This window comes from Corynebacterium pacaense, from assembly GCF_900169525.1.
GTDB lineage: Bacteria > Actinomycetota > Actinomycetes > Mycobacteriales > Mycobacteriaceae > Corynebacterium > Corynebacterium pacaense.
Genome location: NZ_LT821239.1, coordinates 1,468,114 through 1,481,626, shown reverse-complemented (window position 1 = coordinate 1,481,626; position 13,513 = coordinate 1,468,114). Strand labels below are relative to the sequence as shown.

14 protein-coding genes are annotated in these 13,513 nt (G+C 63.5%); 3 read left to right on the top strand and 11 right to left on the bottom strand.

Features of this window, described 5'->3' with window-relative positions; translation table 11 throughout:
- Positions 1-32 precede the first annotated feature (32 nt).
- From pyrH to rpsB, 3 genes are all read right to left on the bottom strand, one after another.
- On the bottom strand, positions 33-764 hold the full coding sequence (pyrH, locus tag B7E02_RS06990; protein ID WP_080794264.1) for a UMP kinase: 732 nt from the start codon (positions 762-764) through the stop codon (positions 33-35).
- 245 nt (positions 765-1,009) lie between these two features.
- Positions 1,010-1,837 (bottom strand): translation elongation factor Ts, encoded by an 828-nt coding sequence (gene tsf, locus B7E02_RS06985; protein WP_080794262.1) that lies wholly within the window; start codon positions 1,835-1,837, stop codon positions 1,010-1,012.
- Between the two features lie 220 nt (positions 1,838-2,057).
- Complete coding sequence (gene rpsB / locus B7E02_RS06980) at positions 2,058-2,894, bottom strand: 30S ribosomal protein S2 (RefSeq protein WP_080794261.1); 837 nt, start codon at positions 2,892-2,894, stop codon at positions 2,058-2,060.
- 371 nt (positions 2,895-3,265) lie between these two features.
- Between rpsB and B7E02_RS06975 the strand changes: the two genes are divergently transcribed.
- Positions 3,266-3,739 (top strand): M23 family metallopeptidase, encoded by a 474-nt coding sequence (locus B7E02_RS06975; protein WP_080794259.1) that lies wholly within the window; start codon positions 3,266-3,268, stop codon positions 3,737-3,739.
- An 8-nt stretch (positions 3,740-3,747) separates the two neighbouring features.
- Here B7E02_RS06975 and B7E02_RS06970 read toward each other — a convergent pair whose 3' ends face one another.
- The 7 genes from B7E02_RS06970 to lepB all read right to left on the bottom strand — a co-directional run bounded on the left by B7E02_RS06970 (position 3,748) and on the right by lepB (position 9,825).
- On the bottom strand, positions 3,748-4,626 hold the full coding sequence (locus B7E02_RS06970) for a tyrosine recombinase XerC (protein ID WP_080794256.1): 879 nt from the start codon (positions 4,624-4,626) through the stop codon (positions 3,748-3,750).
- Between the two features lie 212 nt (positions 4,627-4,838).
- Positions 4,839-6,029 (bottom strand): DNA-processing protein DprA, encoded by a 1,191-nt coding sequence (gene dprA / locus B7E02_RS06965; RefSeq protein WP_080794253.1) that lies wholly within the window; start codon positions 6,027-6,029, stop codon positions 4,839-4,841.
- Positions 6,026-7,546, bottom strand: coding sequence for a YifB family Mg chelatase-like AAA ATPase (locus tag B7E02_RS06960; protein WP_080794250.1), 1,521 nt, complete (start codon positions 7,544-7,546; stop codon positions 6,026-6,028). The genes dprA and B7E02_RS06960 overlap by 4 nt, the downstream gene beginning before the upstream one ends.
- Positions 7,536-7,904, bottom strand: coding sequence for a YraN family protein (locus B7E02_RS06955; RefSeq protein WP_080794248.1), 369 nt, complete (start codon positions 7,902-7,904; stop codon positions 7,536-7,538). Before B7E02_RS06955 ends, B7E02_RS06960 begins: the two co-directional genes overlap by 11 nt.
- Positions 7,905-8,050: 146 nt before the next feature.
- Positions 8,051-8,356, bottom strand: coding sequence for a DUF2469 domain-containing protein (locus B7E02_RS06950; RefSeq protein ID WP_080794246.1), 306 nt, complete (start codon positions 8,354-8,356; stop codon positions 8,051-8,053).
- Complete coding sequence (locus B7E02_RS06945) at positions 8,353-9,003, bottom strand: ribonuclease HII (protein ID WP_080794508.1); 651 nt, start codon at positions 9,001-9,003, stop codon at positions 8,353-8,355. Before B7E02_RS06945 ends, B7E02_RS06950 begins: the two co-directional genes overlap by 4 nt.
- 42 nt (positions 9,004-9,045) lie before the next feature.
- Positions 9,046-9,825, bottom strand: a complete 780-nt coding sequence (gene lepB / locus B7E02_RS06940) for a signal peptidase I (RefSeq protein ID WP_080794244.1) — start codon at positions 9,823-9,825, stop codon at positions 9,046-9,048.
- A 78-nt stretch (positions 9,826-9,903) separates the two neighbouring features.
- On the opposite strand from lepB, the gene B7E02_RS06935 reads away from it, so the two are divergent.
- On the top strand, positions 9,904-11,652 hold the full coding sequence (locus tag B7E02_RS06935) for an ABC transporter ATP-binding protein (protein WP_245802185.1): 1,749 nt from the start codon (positions 9,904-9,906) through the stop codon (positions 11,650-11,652).
- A gap of 179 nt (positions 11,653-11,831) precedes the next feature.
- The gene (locus B7E02_RS06930) at positions 11,832-13,010 is read left to right on the top strand and encodes an HNH endonuclease signature motif containing protein (RefSeq protein WP_080794242.1); all 1,179 of its coding nucleotides are present in this window, start codon (positions 11,832-11,834) and stop codon (positions 13,008-13,010) included.
- 112 nt (positions 13,011-13,122) lie between these two features.
- Here B7E02_RS06930 and rplS read toward each other — a convergent pair whose 3' ends face one another.
- Positions 13,123-13,464 (bottom strand): 50S ribosomal protein L19, encoded by a 342-nt coding sequence (rplS, locus tag B7E02_RS06925; protein WP_080794241.1) that lies wholly within the window; start codon positions 13,462-13,464, stop codon positions 13,123-13,125.
- Positions 13,465-13,513: the final 49 nt, after the last annotated feature.

Genomic DNA, 13,513 nt, shown 5'->3' with positions numbered 1-13,513 from the left:
CTCGGGAACGTCAGCGTTTCCCTGTAAATCTATCAGGACTTCACGAGCGTACCGATACGCTCGCCGCCAATCGCGCGGGCGATGTTGCCGTCGGTGAGAAGGTTGAACACCAGAATCGGCATGTCGTTGTCCATGCACAGGCTGAAGGCGGTGGCATCGGCGACCCGGAGACCCTTTTCAATCACTTCCTTGGGGGTGATCTCGGAGAAGAGCTCCGCATCCGGGTTGGTGCGCGGGTCGGCGCTGTAGACACCGTCGACGCCCTTCGCCATTAGGAGGACATCGCAACCGATCTCCAATGCCCTCTGCGCCGCGGTGGTGTCGGTGGAGAAATAGGGCATGCCCATTCCCGCGCCGAAGATGACCACGCGGCCCTTCTCAAGGTGGCGCTCGGCGCGGAGCGGCAGATAGGGTTCGGCCACCTGCGCCATGTTGATGGCGGTCTGGACACGGCATTCGACGCCGTGCTGAGCCAGGAAATCCTGGAGTGCGAGGCAGTTCATCACCGTTCCCAGCATGCCCATATAGTCCGAGCGCGCACGGTCCATGCCCCTCAGCTGCAACTCGGCACCACGGAAGAAGTTGCCACCGCCGATGACCACGGCGATCTCTGCTCCGGTCCTGGCCACCTCGGCAATCTGACGGGCGACGTTGTCAACCACATCGGGATCGACACCGACGTTGCCACCGCCGAACATCTCACCTCCGAGTTTGAGCATCACCCGTTTATAACCGGAACCGGACTGTTCACTGGAGGTGGACACCGTGAAATTCTCCTTACACATAGGAATATCTGGAAATCTATCTGACATTGCAGTTCGTTGACCGCGGGCGACAGCCGCCGCAGTGCTAGATTCCTCGTTCTGGGATTCAATCTTACATGGCCGTGCCCGGGGGCCGGCCGGGGATTTCGCCGAATCAGCGCCGCTCGGGGCACGGCTGAAGCCCCGCCCATCAATGATGTGCGGGGCTGTATCAGGGACCGGAGTCCGAGAAAGCTCCTGCTTTCCTAGGCCTGTCCGACCTCGAAGCGGGCGAAGGAGGTGACGGTCACGCCGGCATCATCCAGCAGCGCCTTGACGGTCTTCTTGTTGTCAGAGACGGATGCCTGCTCAAGCAGGACGTTCTCCTTGTAGAAACCGTTGAGACGACCCTCGACGATCTTCGGGATGGCCTTCTCCGGCTTGCCCTCCTCGCGGGTGATCTGCTCGGCGATGGCGCGCTCCTTCTCCACGATCTCGGCGGGAACGTCCTCGCGGGTCAGGTAGGCGGCCTTAAGGGCGGCGACCTGCATGGCGGCCTGGCGTGCGGCAGCCTCTGCGGCCTCGCCCTCACCGGTGTAGGCAACGAGAACACCAACCGCGGGGGGAAGATCCGCGGAACGCTGGTGGAGGTAGACGGCCACGTGGTCACCGTCGAGGGTGACCGCACGGCGCAGCTCAAGCTTCTCGCCGATCTTCGCGGAGAGCTCCTGGAGCACCTCGGCTGCGGTCTTTCCATTGACATCCGCTGCGGCGAGCTCCTCCGGGGAGTTGGCGCCGGCGGCGGCCGCACCCTCGACGATCGCCTTGGCGATGTCTTTGAACTCAGCGTTCTTGGCAACGAAGTCAGTTTCGGAGTTGATCTCAACCATGGTGTTGCCGGACACTGCGACCAGGCCCTCGGTGGCGTTGCGCTCGGCACGCTTGCCGACGTCCTTTGCGCCCTTGATGCGCAGGATCTCAACGGCCTTGTCAAAATCGCCTGCAGCCTCGTCGAGAGCCTTCTTGCAGTCGAGCATGCCGGAACCGGTCAGTTCGCGGAGCTTCTTCACATCCGCTGCGGTGTAGTTCGCCATGGTGGGGGCGATCCTCCTTGTGTTTGGTTTTTCTGGTACGTGACAAGTCTTAAGGTTAGGGCACTGCGGCCCTGACCGCCCGCCGTACCGGGACAGGTACCCCGGGGGCCTCGGGCTACGTGGCGGGCGAATCGGTGGGCGAAAGCCCCCACGGCGAAGGGCGATGTTTACTTGGGTATTCCGTCGACGTGGGGGCTTTCGAGCAAAGCGGGCCTACAGCCTATTCAGCTGCGGTCTCCTGCTCAGCTGCCGGTGCGGCCTCAGCCACAGCGGCCTCCTCGGCCTGTGCCGGAGCTTCCTCGGAAACGGGCGCCTCGTCGACGTTGCTGTCGCCGGCGGCCTCACGGGCTGCGGCGAGCTGGCGCTCCTCGCGTGCCTTCTTGCCCTCTTCCACCGCGGTGGAGATGACGCGGGAGAGCAGTGCCGTCGAACGGATCGCGTCGTCATTGCCCGGGACCGGGAAATCGACGACATCGGGATCACAGTTGGTGTCGAGGATGGCCACAACGGGAATGTTGAGCTTGTGAGCCTCGGCGACCGCGATGTGCTCCTTGTTGGTGTCAATGACCCACAGTGCGGAGGGCACGCGGGTCATTTCGGCGATACCGCTGAGGACGCGCTCAAGCTTGGTGCGCTCGCGGGTGAGCATGAGGATCTCGCGCTTGGTGCGGCCCTGGTAGCCGTCCTCGGCCGCATCCATCGCCTGGAGTTCCTTCATGCGGTTCAGGCGCTTGGACACGGTCTGGAAGTTGGTCATCATGCCGCCGAGCCAACGGTGGTTGACGTAGGGCATTCCGACGCGCTCGGCCTCGACCTGGACGGCTTCCTGTGCCTGCTTCTTGGTACCAACGAAGAGGATGGTTCCGCCGTGGGCGACGGTTTCCTTGACGAACTCGAACGCCTGATCAATGTAGGTCAGGGTCTGCTGGAGATCGATGATGTAGATGCCATTGCGCTCGGTGAAGATGAAACGACGCATCTTCGGGTTCCAGCGGCGGGTCTGGTGGCCGAAGTGGACACCGGCATCGAGAAGCTCTCGCATGGTTACGACTGCCATGTTAAGCCCCTTTCTTAAGTTCTAGTTTCGGTTTTGAGGGAGTTGTGCAGGTTTTTATCCTGCACCCTAGCGACGGGTTCCCGATTTATCACCCTGGAGCGCGTACTCCCGGGACCTCGATGATCAGATGTCATGGGCCGAGGGCCGACGACACCGCCGCGCGTAGTCAATACATCCGGGACACGTCAATGAACCCGGACACACTGCTGTTGCCAAGCCTACATCCCCTGACCTGCAGTTCCAAAAGGAAACTTCCGCGCTGTGGATAAAACCCCCGGGACGCACCCACACCCTTCACTTCCCCACCATTTTCCACAGGGCCTCCACCCCGCCATTGCCCGCCGGGGCCCCGCGGCACCAACATCGAGAGCATGAGGACGATTCTGAGCGCACTGATCACCATCCTGCTGCTTCCCATCCCCGCCGCCGATGCCTACGTCAACCCGGCCACTGGGCAGACCCGTGCTGGCCGGGTCCTGCGCAGCTTCGACAAACCGGCCAGGAACTGGCTTCCGGGACACCGGGGGGTGGACCTCGATCTGCAGGTCGGGCGCCGGGTGCTGGCTGCAGGTCCCGGGACGGTGGCATTCAGCGGAGACGTCGCCGGAACCCCGACGATCTCCATCGACCATCCGGACGGAATCCGCACAACCTATCAACCCGTCCACCCGCTGGTCGGTACGGGTGACAGGATCGAGGAGGGAGATGTAATCGGCGTTCTCGGCCATCCGACCACCGCGTTTCCCGGCCTGCAGTGGGGTGCCCGCCGGGACGGGGACTACATCAATCCCATCGGACTCCTGCCCGCCCCCACGATCCGCCTCAAACCGCTTGTCGACGCCTGACAAACCGGTCACGCGCGCGGGTGCGCCCGCTTGAAGGCCTCCAACAGCCGCTGGGAGCTGACATGGGTGTAGATCTGCGTGGTCTGAAGGGAGGAGTGCCCGAGCAGTTCCTGGACCTCGCGCAGGTCGGCCCCCCCATCGAGCAGATGCGTCGCGGCGGTGTGCCGGAGCGAGTGCGGGGACAGCGGCCCCACACCGGAGACCACCGCTGCTCTTTCAACTATGCGCCTGACCTGCCTCGGATCGATTCTGCGCCCCCGGGCACCGACAAACATCGCAGTGGCGACAACCGCCATGCCGTCACGGACGCCCAGCCACTTCTCGACCGCGTCCCCCGCGGCGTCACCGAAGGGGATCATCCGTTCCTTGTCGCCCTTTCCCAGCACCTTGACCAGCTGCCGGTGCAGATCCACGTCTGCGATGTCGAGCCCGCAGAGTTCCGAGACCCGCATACCGGTGGCGTAGAGCAGCTCAAGGATGGCACTGTCGCGGAGGAACTCCGATTCACTGTGGGAGTCGGCGTTGCCCACCAGATCCCCGGCCTGCTCCGTGCCCAGCACCTTCGGCAGCTCACGGTGGACCCCGGGGCTCACCAGCCGGGCGGCGACGTCGGCGTCGATTAGCGAGTTCTTGGCCGCCCAGGTGGAGAACGCCTTGACCGAGGCCGTTCTTCTGGCGAGGGTGCTTCGTGATTTACCAGCTACCGCCGCACGCCCGAGCCAGGCGCGCAGCTGCGTCAGGTTGAAGTCACCGAAACCGCCGAGATCCTCGGCCATGCCGACAAGGTCCGATCGATAGCCTCGGACGGTGGCCTCCGAACGGCCCCGGACGAGGCGGAGGTGTTCGCAGAAATCCTCGATCGCCGGCTCAAACTCATTCATTGCCATCCCACCCGTCCGAGACGGAAGGTGCCACGCTTCGACTCGAAGCGTGGCACCTTCCGATCTGACTCACCCATAGTGCATTAGCCTAGCGCCACACGGCGCCCCGCTCACCAGGGAACCAGCCCGAACCCTGGAGAACTTTACTTAGGCTTGCCTCACCCACTTTAGACACCGTTTCGACGCTTGGCAATAGGTGAGGGCTTTTTTATTCCTTTTTATTCCTCTGCCACCATCCCCGGATTGAAGATGCGCTCCCACTTTGTGCCCACCCTCCTGATCAAACGGCGACTGTCAAGCTCCACTAAAAGATGGATGACCAGGGGAAGTGACAGTCCGGATTCGGCCGCAACCTCTCCTGCCTCGCGCGGCCGCGTACTCAGCGCATCGAAGACCCGCAGTTCATTTCTGCTCAGCGACTGGACCGGCGAGGCGGCGAACTCCATCTCCAGCTGCCCCTGCGCATCCACCTCACCTAGAGCCTCGAGCAGAGCTCTGACGTCGGCACCACCGGCGATGAGCTCCGCTTCCCCGTTGCGGATCCTCTCGTGGCATCCACGCGAGCCCGCCGTGGTGATCGGCCCGGGAACCGCCATGGCCACCTTCCCGAGACCACTGGCCCAGCTCAGTGTGTTCAGGGCGCCCGAGCGCCATGCCGCCTCGACGACCACGGTTCCCCCGGTCAGGGCGGCCACCAGGCGGTTTCGGGTGAGGAAACGATGCCGCTGTGGCGGAACTCCCGGCGGGTACTCACTGACGAGCACCCCGCTCCCCGACTCCACCACCTGCTCGAACAGTCGACCATTCCTCGCGGGATAGGACCTGTCCAGACCACAGGCCGCAACGGCAACGGTGCATCCGCCCGCCCTCAGTGCACCGGTATGTGCGATGGTGTCCACGCCGAGCGCACCTCCGGAGACGACAGCCCACTGATGGGCGACGAGGTCCTCGGTGAGCATGGAGGTGACCTCGGCGCCGTAGCGGCTCACCGCACGCGTACCGACGATCGTCACCGCTCTGGCGCTGGCCGCACGCAGGTTGCCGCCGCGCACCCACAGCACATGAGGTGGCACCGCATCGCTCTGGTAGCTGCGCAGATGCTCACTGTGACCGGAGGAGGCGAAACCGAAGGCCTGATCGAGTTCCTCGTGCGGCCATTCCTCGTCCTCGGCGGTGATCAGCCTGGCACCGATACCCGCCGCGGTGGCGAGGTCGAGGTCAGCGGTGTCGAGGCTGTGGCGGGACTCGGTCGCTCCGAGCAGTTCACCCAGCCACGGTTCACGTCTCCTGATCCCACCGGCGATCTCCTCCACATCACGGCCCGCGCCCAGAAGCCGCTGCAGTGATGCGCTGGGGCCCTCAACCACCCTGGACAGATAGGCCCACGCACGCCTTCTTTCGCTGCTCATGCGGCGACCGCCCCGGACTCGACGCCGCGCAGATCCAGTGCACGCGCGACATGATCGAGATTGGGTCGTGCCCCCGCCTCCAGATCGCACAGGGACCAGGCAAGTTTCAGGGTGCGGTCAACCCCTCTCTGGGAGATGCTTCCATTCGCGAGGAAAACGGTGAGATACGCCATCGCCTGCTCATCGGCGGGGAACTCGCGTCGAAGCCGGTGAGGATCCACCGAAGAGTTGAGACAACCCCCGATTCCGTTGCGCGACCACCGGTGAAGTGACCGCGAGCGGGCGGCGGCGACCCTGTCCGCGATGACGGAACTGGACTCCTCCTCCGCACTGCCGAGAATGGCACCGCGGGCATGGGTTCTCACGTGCACATCGATTCGGTCCCTCAACGGTCCCGAGAGGTTGGAGAGGTAGTGCGCGCGCACCGCCCCGGTACAGGTGCAGTCCTGGGGATGCTCTGCCCCGCACCTGCACGGATTGGCTGCGAGGATCAGCTGGAACCGTGCGGGGAAGGTGGTGTCCTGTTTCGAGCGCACGATCCGGACCCGGTTGTGTTCCAGTGGTGTGCGGAGGGTGTCCAGGGTCGCCGCGGGAATCTCGCTGACCTCATCGAGGAAAAGTACACCGTGGTGGGCCAGGCTGACGGCGCCCGGCAGCGGGTTCCCGGCACCACCGCCGAGCAGCGCGGCGCGGGTGACGCTGTGGTGGGGTGCCACAAAGGGCGGGGCGATGACCGGACCGTTGAAGGTACGGCCAGCGACCGAATGCACCGCCGTCGCCTCGAGCCGCTGCTGCGGATCCAGTCGCGGGAGAAGCCCCGGTAGCCGCTCGGCGATCATCGACTTCCCGGATCCGGGTGGACCGATCATCAGCATGTGATGACCACCAACCGCCGCGATCTCCGCAGCGAAGCGGGCCCGGGGCTGCCCCACCACGTCCCGCATGTCCGGCACTGTGACCTCCGCCATGGCCGGTGCCGCCTGGGTCCGCGGCAGTTCAACCTCGCCGCGCAACCAGCACATCACCTCGCTGAGATGCCCGGCGACGACAACCCTGGGGGACTCCAGCAGCGACGCCTCGGCACGGTTTCCGTGCGGGATGACCACCATCGCGTCGCCGTCGTCAAGAGCCGCCATGAGCGAGGGAACCACACCACTGACCGGAACCAGGGTGCCATCCAGTGCGACCTCCCCCAGGAACACGGTGTCCTCCGCACGCCGGAGGACCTCGGGTTCACGACAGTGAGCGGCCTGCACAGCCACCGTCATGGCGAGATCGTAGTGGGAACCCGACTTGCGCATCGATGCGGGTGAGAGGCTGATTATCACCTTGGTTCTTGGCCAGCCCAGGTCGCTGTTCACGCAGGCCGTCCGGATCCGATCGCGCGACTCCGAGATTGAGGCGTCCGCCAGTCCGACGATGAAGGTACCCGGAAGGCCCGCGCCGATGTTGGCCTCCACCCTCACGAGCGTCGCCGTCACCCCGACAAGGGCGGTGGTCCGCGCTCTACCGAGCACCTTGTTCCACCCCCTCGAAGGTGGTCAGGGTCGTGGCCCCGGTGAGCGGATCAATGGTCACGGCGACCACATCGAAGCGCACCGGTACGTACGGCCGGAGTCTGAGCCACGCTGCCGCGGCCCGGCGCATCCTGCCGAGCTTGCGCGGCGTCACCGACTCCACGACGCCGAAGGCCGGACCGCTCCGGGTCTTCACCTCAACGAAGACGACGGTGCCATCGGGCTCCTCAACGATCAGATCTATCTCACCCACCGGAAAGGAGACGTTTCGCTGCCTAATCAACGCCCCCCTCCGGATGTAGTGCTCGGTGACATGGTCCTCCCCGAGCTCACCCAGCCGCTGCCTGTACGTTTTCATCAAACCCCCTATGTGAAGAAATGCTGTTGCTCCCGATCAGACATGCATCGGGCGCAACAGCACAACAGGGCCGCGGACGCCGTGGGAGTTTTCTGTGGATGAATAACAACGATCCACAGTTTCCGCACCCGGCGGGTTGACGGGAGCTATTCAGGAATGATGATCTCAGGCTTGTCCAGTTCCTCGATATTGACATCTTTGTAGGTGATAACACGGACATAGCGCACGAAGCGCGCCGAACGGTACATGTCCCACACCCACGCGTCCGACATCCGCACCTCGTAGTAGACATCATTGCCACTGTTGTGCGGAATCAGCTGCACGGCGTTTGCCAGGTAGAACCGACGCTCGGTTTCCACAACGTAGGAGAACTGGCTCACCACATCGCGGTACTCGCGGTACAGCGACAGCTCCACTTCCGCCTCGTAGTTGTCGAGTTCCTCAGCGCTCATGCTCCACCTTCCGTTGATAACCAATCCGCGTGCGCCTTCGCCACGTTGGCATAACTATAGCGGTGCTCAGGTGTTCCGCCGTGACGGCGCACCGCGTCCATATGCACCTTCGTTCCGTACCCCTTATGGGCCGCGAGACCGTACCCGGGAAAGCGTTCGGACATGTCATCCATAAGATAGTCCCGGGTCTGTTTCGCCAGTACGCTGGCGGCGGCGATGCAGCGGGCCGAAGCGTCTCCGCCGATGATCGGGAGCGAGGGACATCCCAGCCCGGAGACGCGCATCGCATCGGTGAGGACGTACCCGGGTCTCGTCCCCAGTGCCGCGACAGCCCGACGCATACCTGAGATATTGGCCGACTGGATCCCGCGCCGGTCAATCTCCAGGGCGGAGATGCTGATCACGGACCAGCTCAGCGCGTGTTTTTTCACGAGTGGAAGCAGCCTGCGCCGCGCCGCCGCCGTCAGCTTCTTCGAATCGGTGAGCATCGCCAGCTCCGCGATCGGCTCATCCGGCATGATGCAGGCGGCGATGGTGATCGGTCCGCAGGCGGCACCACGACCCGCCTCATCAACTCCCGCGACCGGCCCGAGTCCCCGGCGCGACAGTGCAACCTCGTAGGTGCGCAGCTGCTTCAGCCTCCGCAGGGGTGGGTGAGGGAAGGCTGCATCGGGCGTCGACAAGCTGTCCTATTCCTGAATGTCGGGATCACTGACGCCGCCGATGCGACTGAGCGGCAGGACGACCGCCCGGACCTTGCCCTTGATATTGTCCTCCGGGATGGTGCCCTGATACTGATCCCCGAGATGGTAGCGGGAGTCCGCGGAATTGGTCCGATTGTCGCCCATCATGAAGAAGTTCGCCTCGGGAACGGTGATGGGCCCAAAGAACTCGCCGCCGCAGGCCTCCGAGCCGGAACGGGGATCAATCGGGTACTGCGCCGGCTGCAGGGTGAAGCTGGAATCGACGACGCTGCCGTCAACCATCACCCCCGGATCGCCCTCCTGGCAGGACACTGTCTGTCCCCCGGTGGCGATGATGCGCTTGACGAGGTCATTCTCATCCGGGGCGACGAGTCCGACATAGGAACCGAGATTCTGCAAACCCCTGATGACGGTGTTATCGGAACGCTGGGTGGTGAAATTGACGTTCCAGGAATCGGTCCCCTCAAAGACCACGACGTCACCCGGTTCGGGATCCTCGAAGTAATAGGAGACCTTCTCGACGAGGATGCGGTCACCGGTACAACCTTCACAACCGTGCAGGGTCGGTTCCATCGACCCACTGGGAATCATGTACAGCCGCCCCACGAAGGTTTGCAGCAGGAACACGACCAGAAGGGTGAGCACCACCACGACGGGAATCTCGATGTACCAGGGAGTCTGCCTGGCGGCCTTCTTCTTGCCCACGTCACCGTTTCTGCCGGAATTCTCGGGAGTGGACTCGGATGCGCTTGAGGAATCGGTCACACCCGACAACTTTAGCAGCGAGGCCGCCGACCCCCACCTCAGGTACGGCCCGCGCCGATAGGAATACACTGGCAAAATGTGAAAACAGAGCAGAATACAACAACACCGGCACCAGCGGTGGAGGCCGGATCCACACCCTTCCGGGTGCTGCTGTCGATGCTCGCCCGCCACCGGGCGGCTCTCTCCCTGGCACTGGTGCTGTCCCTGATCGGTGCGGTGCTTGGACTGCTGCAGCCGATGGTGGTGAACAGGATCGTGTCCGGCGTCGGGACATCCACGACCGGGAACCTGATCTGGGTGCTGGTGGGACTGCTCGTGCTGTCCTCGCTGACCTCAGGCCTCCAGATCTATGTGATGACCCGCACGGCGGAATCCGCCGTGCTCGGCACGCGCAGGGACCTGGTGGGGCGTCTGCTGCGACTTCCCATCCGGGTCTACGACACCCAGCGCTCCGGAGACCTGGTCACCCGTCTCGGTTCCGATACCACCCTCATCCGATCCGCATTCACGGGCGGGCTTATCGACGCCATCGGCGGGGTGGTCACCATGATCGGAGCGGTGGTGCTCATGGCGCTCATCGACCCGCTGATGCTACTGATCGTCCTGGCAGTGGTGGTCCTGACCCTGGTTGTCGTTATCTCGGCCTCCTCGCTGATCCAGAAGTACACCACCAGAGCCCAGGAATCGGTCGGTGCCCTGGGTGCCGGAATGGATCGGGCGCTCGGTGCGGTGCGCACCATCCGTGCCACCGGCTCGGAGGACAGGGTGGAGAAGGGGCTGACAGCGGACGCGGAGGCCGCCTACCGCATGGGCATCAGGATCGCCCGCGTGGACGCCTCCCTCTACCCCGCCACCGGCCTGGCCATGCAGGCGAGTTTCCTGATCGTGCTCGGCATCGGCGGGGCCAGGGTGGCCTCCGGTGACATTTCGGTAGCCGATCTCGTCTCCTTCGTTCTCTACCTCTTCATGGTCTCCATGCCCCTGGCCCAGGTATTCCAGGCAATCACGACGGTTCGCTCGGCCATGGGCGCGATTGAGCGCATTCAGCAAATTATGAGGCAGCCACCCGAGCCCCGCGACGGCCGGGAGGCCAGACCCGCCCATGATCTCAGTTTCGACGATGTCACCTTCAGCTACGATGGCTCAACCGATGTGCTCAGCAACGTCAGCTTCCATATCCCCGCCGGAAAGAAGACAGCGCTGGTGGGTCCCTCCGGATCCGGCAAGTCCACAACCCTCGCACTGATCGAGAGGTTCTACAACGTCGACTCCGGTCGCATCCTTCTCGGCGATCAGGACACCGCGGAGCTCTCCCGGAGTTCCACCCGGAAGCTTATCGGCTACGTCGAACAGGATTCGGCAGTCCTCGCGGGCACGGTGCGCGAGAACCTGCTGCTCGGTCGGTCGGCGGCAAGCGATGAACGGTGCTGGTGGGCTCTGGACCAGGTCAACCTCCGCGGACGCTTCGAGGAGGCAGATGGATTGGACAGCGTGATCGGCGACCGCGGACTGAGCCTGTCCGGCGGTCAGCGGCAGCGTCTCGCCCTCGCCCGAATGCTGCTGATGGACGCGCCCATCCTGCTTCTCGATGAACCCACGAGCGCGGTGGACTCCCAGAACGAGCAGCTCATCCTCGACTCGATCGATGCCGCCTCCGCGGACCGAACCCTCGTGGTGGTCGCGCACAGACTCTCCACGGTCACGGATGCAGACCAGATCATCGTCATTGACCAGGGCAGGGTCGTGGCCACCGGGACACATTCAGAACTGATGATCGACAGCCCGATGTACAGGGATCTGGCATCCCGTCAGCTGCTGGGTGAGTAGTTCTCGCGGCAGCCATCGGTTTTCTCGCCTGGGAGATCAGGGAAACACGGCGTTCTGTCTGACGCCTCTGTGGATAACCGAGTCTCCGCACGAGTTATCCACAGGGTGGCCACACCAATCTGGGATAGGTCACCAGTTCGAAATAGAGTCGGAGGCACCGCATACTGAGAAAGGAGGGAATGCAGGTGCACTCCACGGTCTACTACTCCCACCAGGACCCTGCCAACCCGGAATCAGCCACGAACTATGAGCTCACAAGGCATCAGCACCAGCGCTGGGCGCTGCTTCTGTGCAACCGCGATGACCTTGATGCCGACAGTCTCCTGCTCGAACTCAAGCGCATCACCGGCGAATCCCGTCACACGATCAAACTCGCCATTACGGCAATGGAGGCCATGGACAATCTCCCCAACCTCCGAATCGTGCAGGAGAACCACTTCTTCCTCTCCCTGGCCTTCCTGGCGCGGATCATGGAGGCCGTCGCCCAGGCGGAACCCTCCCACTGGGCGACCCTCGATGTCCGTATCGTCGAGCGGCTCACTCCGCGCAACCCCGGGGAGATCCTCCCCGAGGCCGCTTCCATCGCACGCCAGATCACGATGTGGATCAAGGAGCTCGACTCCGCATTCAGCGGAAACACCGGAAAGAGCTCATGCACCCCACACCGAGATGGGGAGTTCCTGGAGCTCCGGCACCGGGATGGCATGACGACCTTCCGTGGGGCGATCTCAGCCATCGACGGAACCCGGCTCCACAAGGCCCTGAAATCGCTGTCCCCGACCAATCTCATCGATGGGCTGAAGAAGCTGCTCGATGCCAAGGCCCCGGTCCGGATAACCCAGTACCTGTACACACCTCTGGTCGGCGGGGTCTCCTGGATACCCCAGGTGGGGTACCTCAGCCAGGCTGATTCCCGGCGAATGTGCGGACTGGCGGAGAAGGTCACCGAAATCGACGAGGTCGCGACTAGGGTGGAATCCGGATACACCCCGAGTGCCCTGTTGCGTGCCTATGTCGTCGCCAGGGACGGTACCTGCAGACATCCGGGGTGCACGATCTCCGCCGACCTGTGCGATCTCGATCATGTCATCGCCTTTGACGAGGGTGGACCGACGACAGCCTGGAACCTGCAGTGCCTGTGCAGACATCACCACAATATGAAAACGGATGGTCGGCTCAGTGCCGACATGACCTCCGTCGGTGATATGAGATGGATCGGGCCGTGCAACACCGCGATGTACAGCACACCACAGGGGCCACTGGCGCAGGAAATGCCCACCGGGCGTTGGGGGCAGAAGATGCGGGCACGGATGGATCAGCGGTTCGCGGGCATCCGGGCCCGGGGGCTGCGGATCTAGCGCCGCGGATCCCGAGGCAAGAAAGTGTCAGAAGAAAACCCCCGCCCCTCAAGTTGAGTGAGGGCACGGGGGCCGGTCAGTGATGTTCAGTTCACTGGTCTGTCGCTGATGATTAGCGCTTTTCCTTGATTCGTGCGGCCTTACCACGCAGCTCGCGCAGGTAGTAAAGCTTGGCGCGACGGACGTCACCACGACGGGTGACCTCGATCTTCTCGATGTTCGGGGAGTGGACCGGGAAGGTGCGCTCGACGCCGATTCCGAAGGAAACCTTACGCACGGTGAAGGTCTCGCGAATGCCACCACCCTGGCGGCGGATGACGATTCCCTTGAAAAGCTGGGTACGGGTGGTCGAGCCTTCGATGACCTTGACGTGAACGTCGAGGGTGTCACCGGGGCGGAAATCAGGAATGTCGTTGCGCAGGTACTGTGCGTCAACCTTATCCAGAATGTTCATGTAAACAGTCCTTTGACAGTCAGGGAAAGAGGAGCCTGGCGGCACTTCC

What these genes read in the sequence shown, in the direction of transcription:
- B7E02_RS06970 (WP_080794256.1), bottom strand. Translation starts at nt 4,626, where the DNA reads ATGGCAATGAATGAGTTTGAGCCGGCGATCGAGGATTTCTGCGAACAC.
- B7E02_RS06950 (WP_080794246.1), bottom strand. Translation starts at nt 8,356, where the DNA reads ATGAGCGCTGAGGAACTCGACAACTACGAGGCGGAAGTGGAGCTGTCG.
- B7E02_RS06975 (WP_080794259.1), top strand. Translation starts at nt 3,266, where the DNA reads ATGAGGACGATTCTGAGCGCACTGATCACCATCCTGCTGCTTCCCATC.
- tsf (WP_080794262.1), bottom strand. Translation starts at nt 1,837, where the DNA reads ATGGCGAACTACACCGCAGCGGATGTGAAGAAGCTCCGCGAACTGACC.
- B7E02_RS06955 (WP_080794248.1), bottom strand. Translation starts at nt 7,904, where the DNA reads ATGAAAACGTACAGGCAGCGGCTGGGTGAGCTCGGGGAGGACCATGTC.
- rplS (WP_080794241.1), bottom strand. Translation starts at nt 13,464, where the DNA reads ATGAACATTCTGGATAAGGTTGACGCACAGTACCTGCGCAACGACATT.
- rpsB (WP_080794261.1), bottom strand. Translation starts at nt 2,894, where the DNA reads ATGGCAGTCGTAACCATGCGAGAGCTTCTCGATGCCGGTGTCCACTTC.
- B7E02_RS06930 (WP_080794242.1), top strand. Translation starts at nt 11,832, where the DNA reads ATGCAGGTGCACTCCACGGTCTACTACTCCCACCAGGACCCTGCCAAC.
- dprA (WP_080794253.1), bottom strand. Translation starts at nt 6,029, where the DNA reads ATGAGCAGCGAAAGAAGGCGTGCGTGGGCCTATCTGTCCAGGGTGGTT.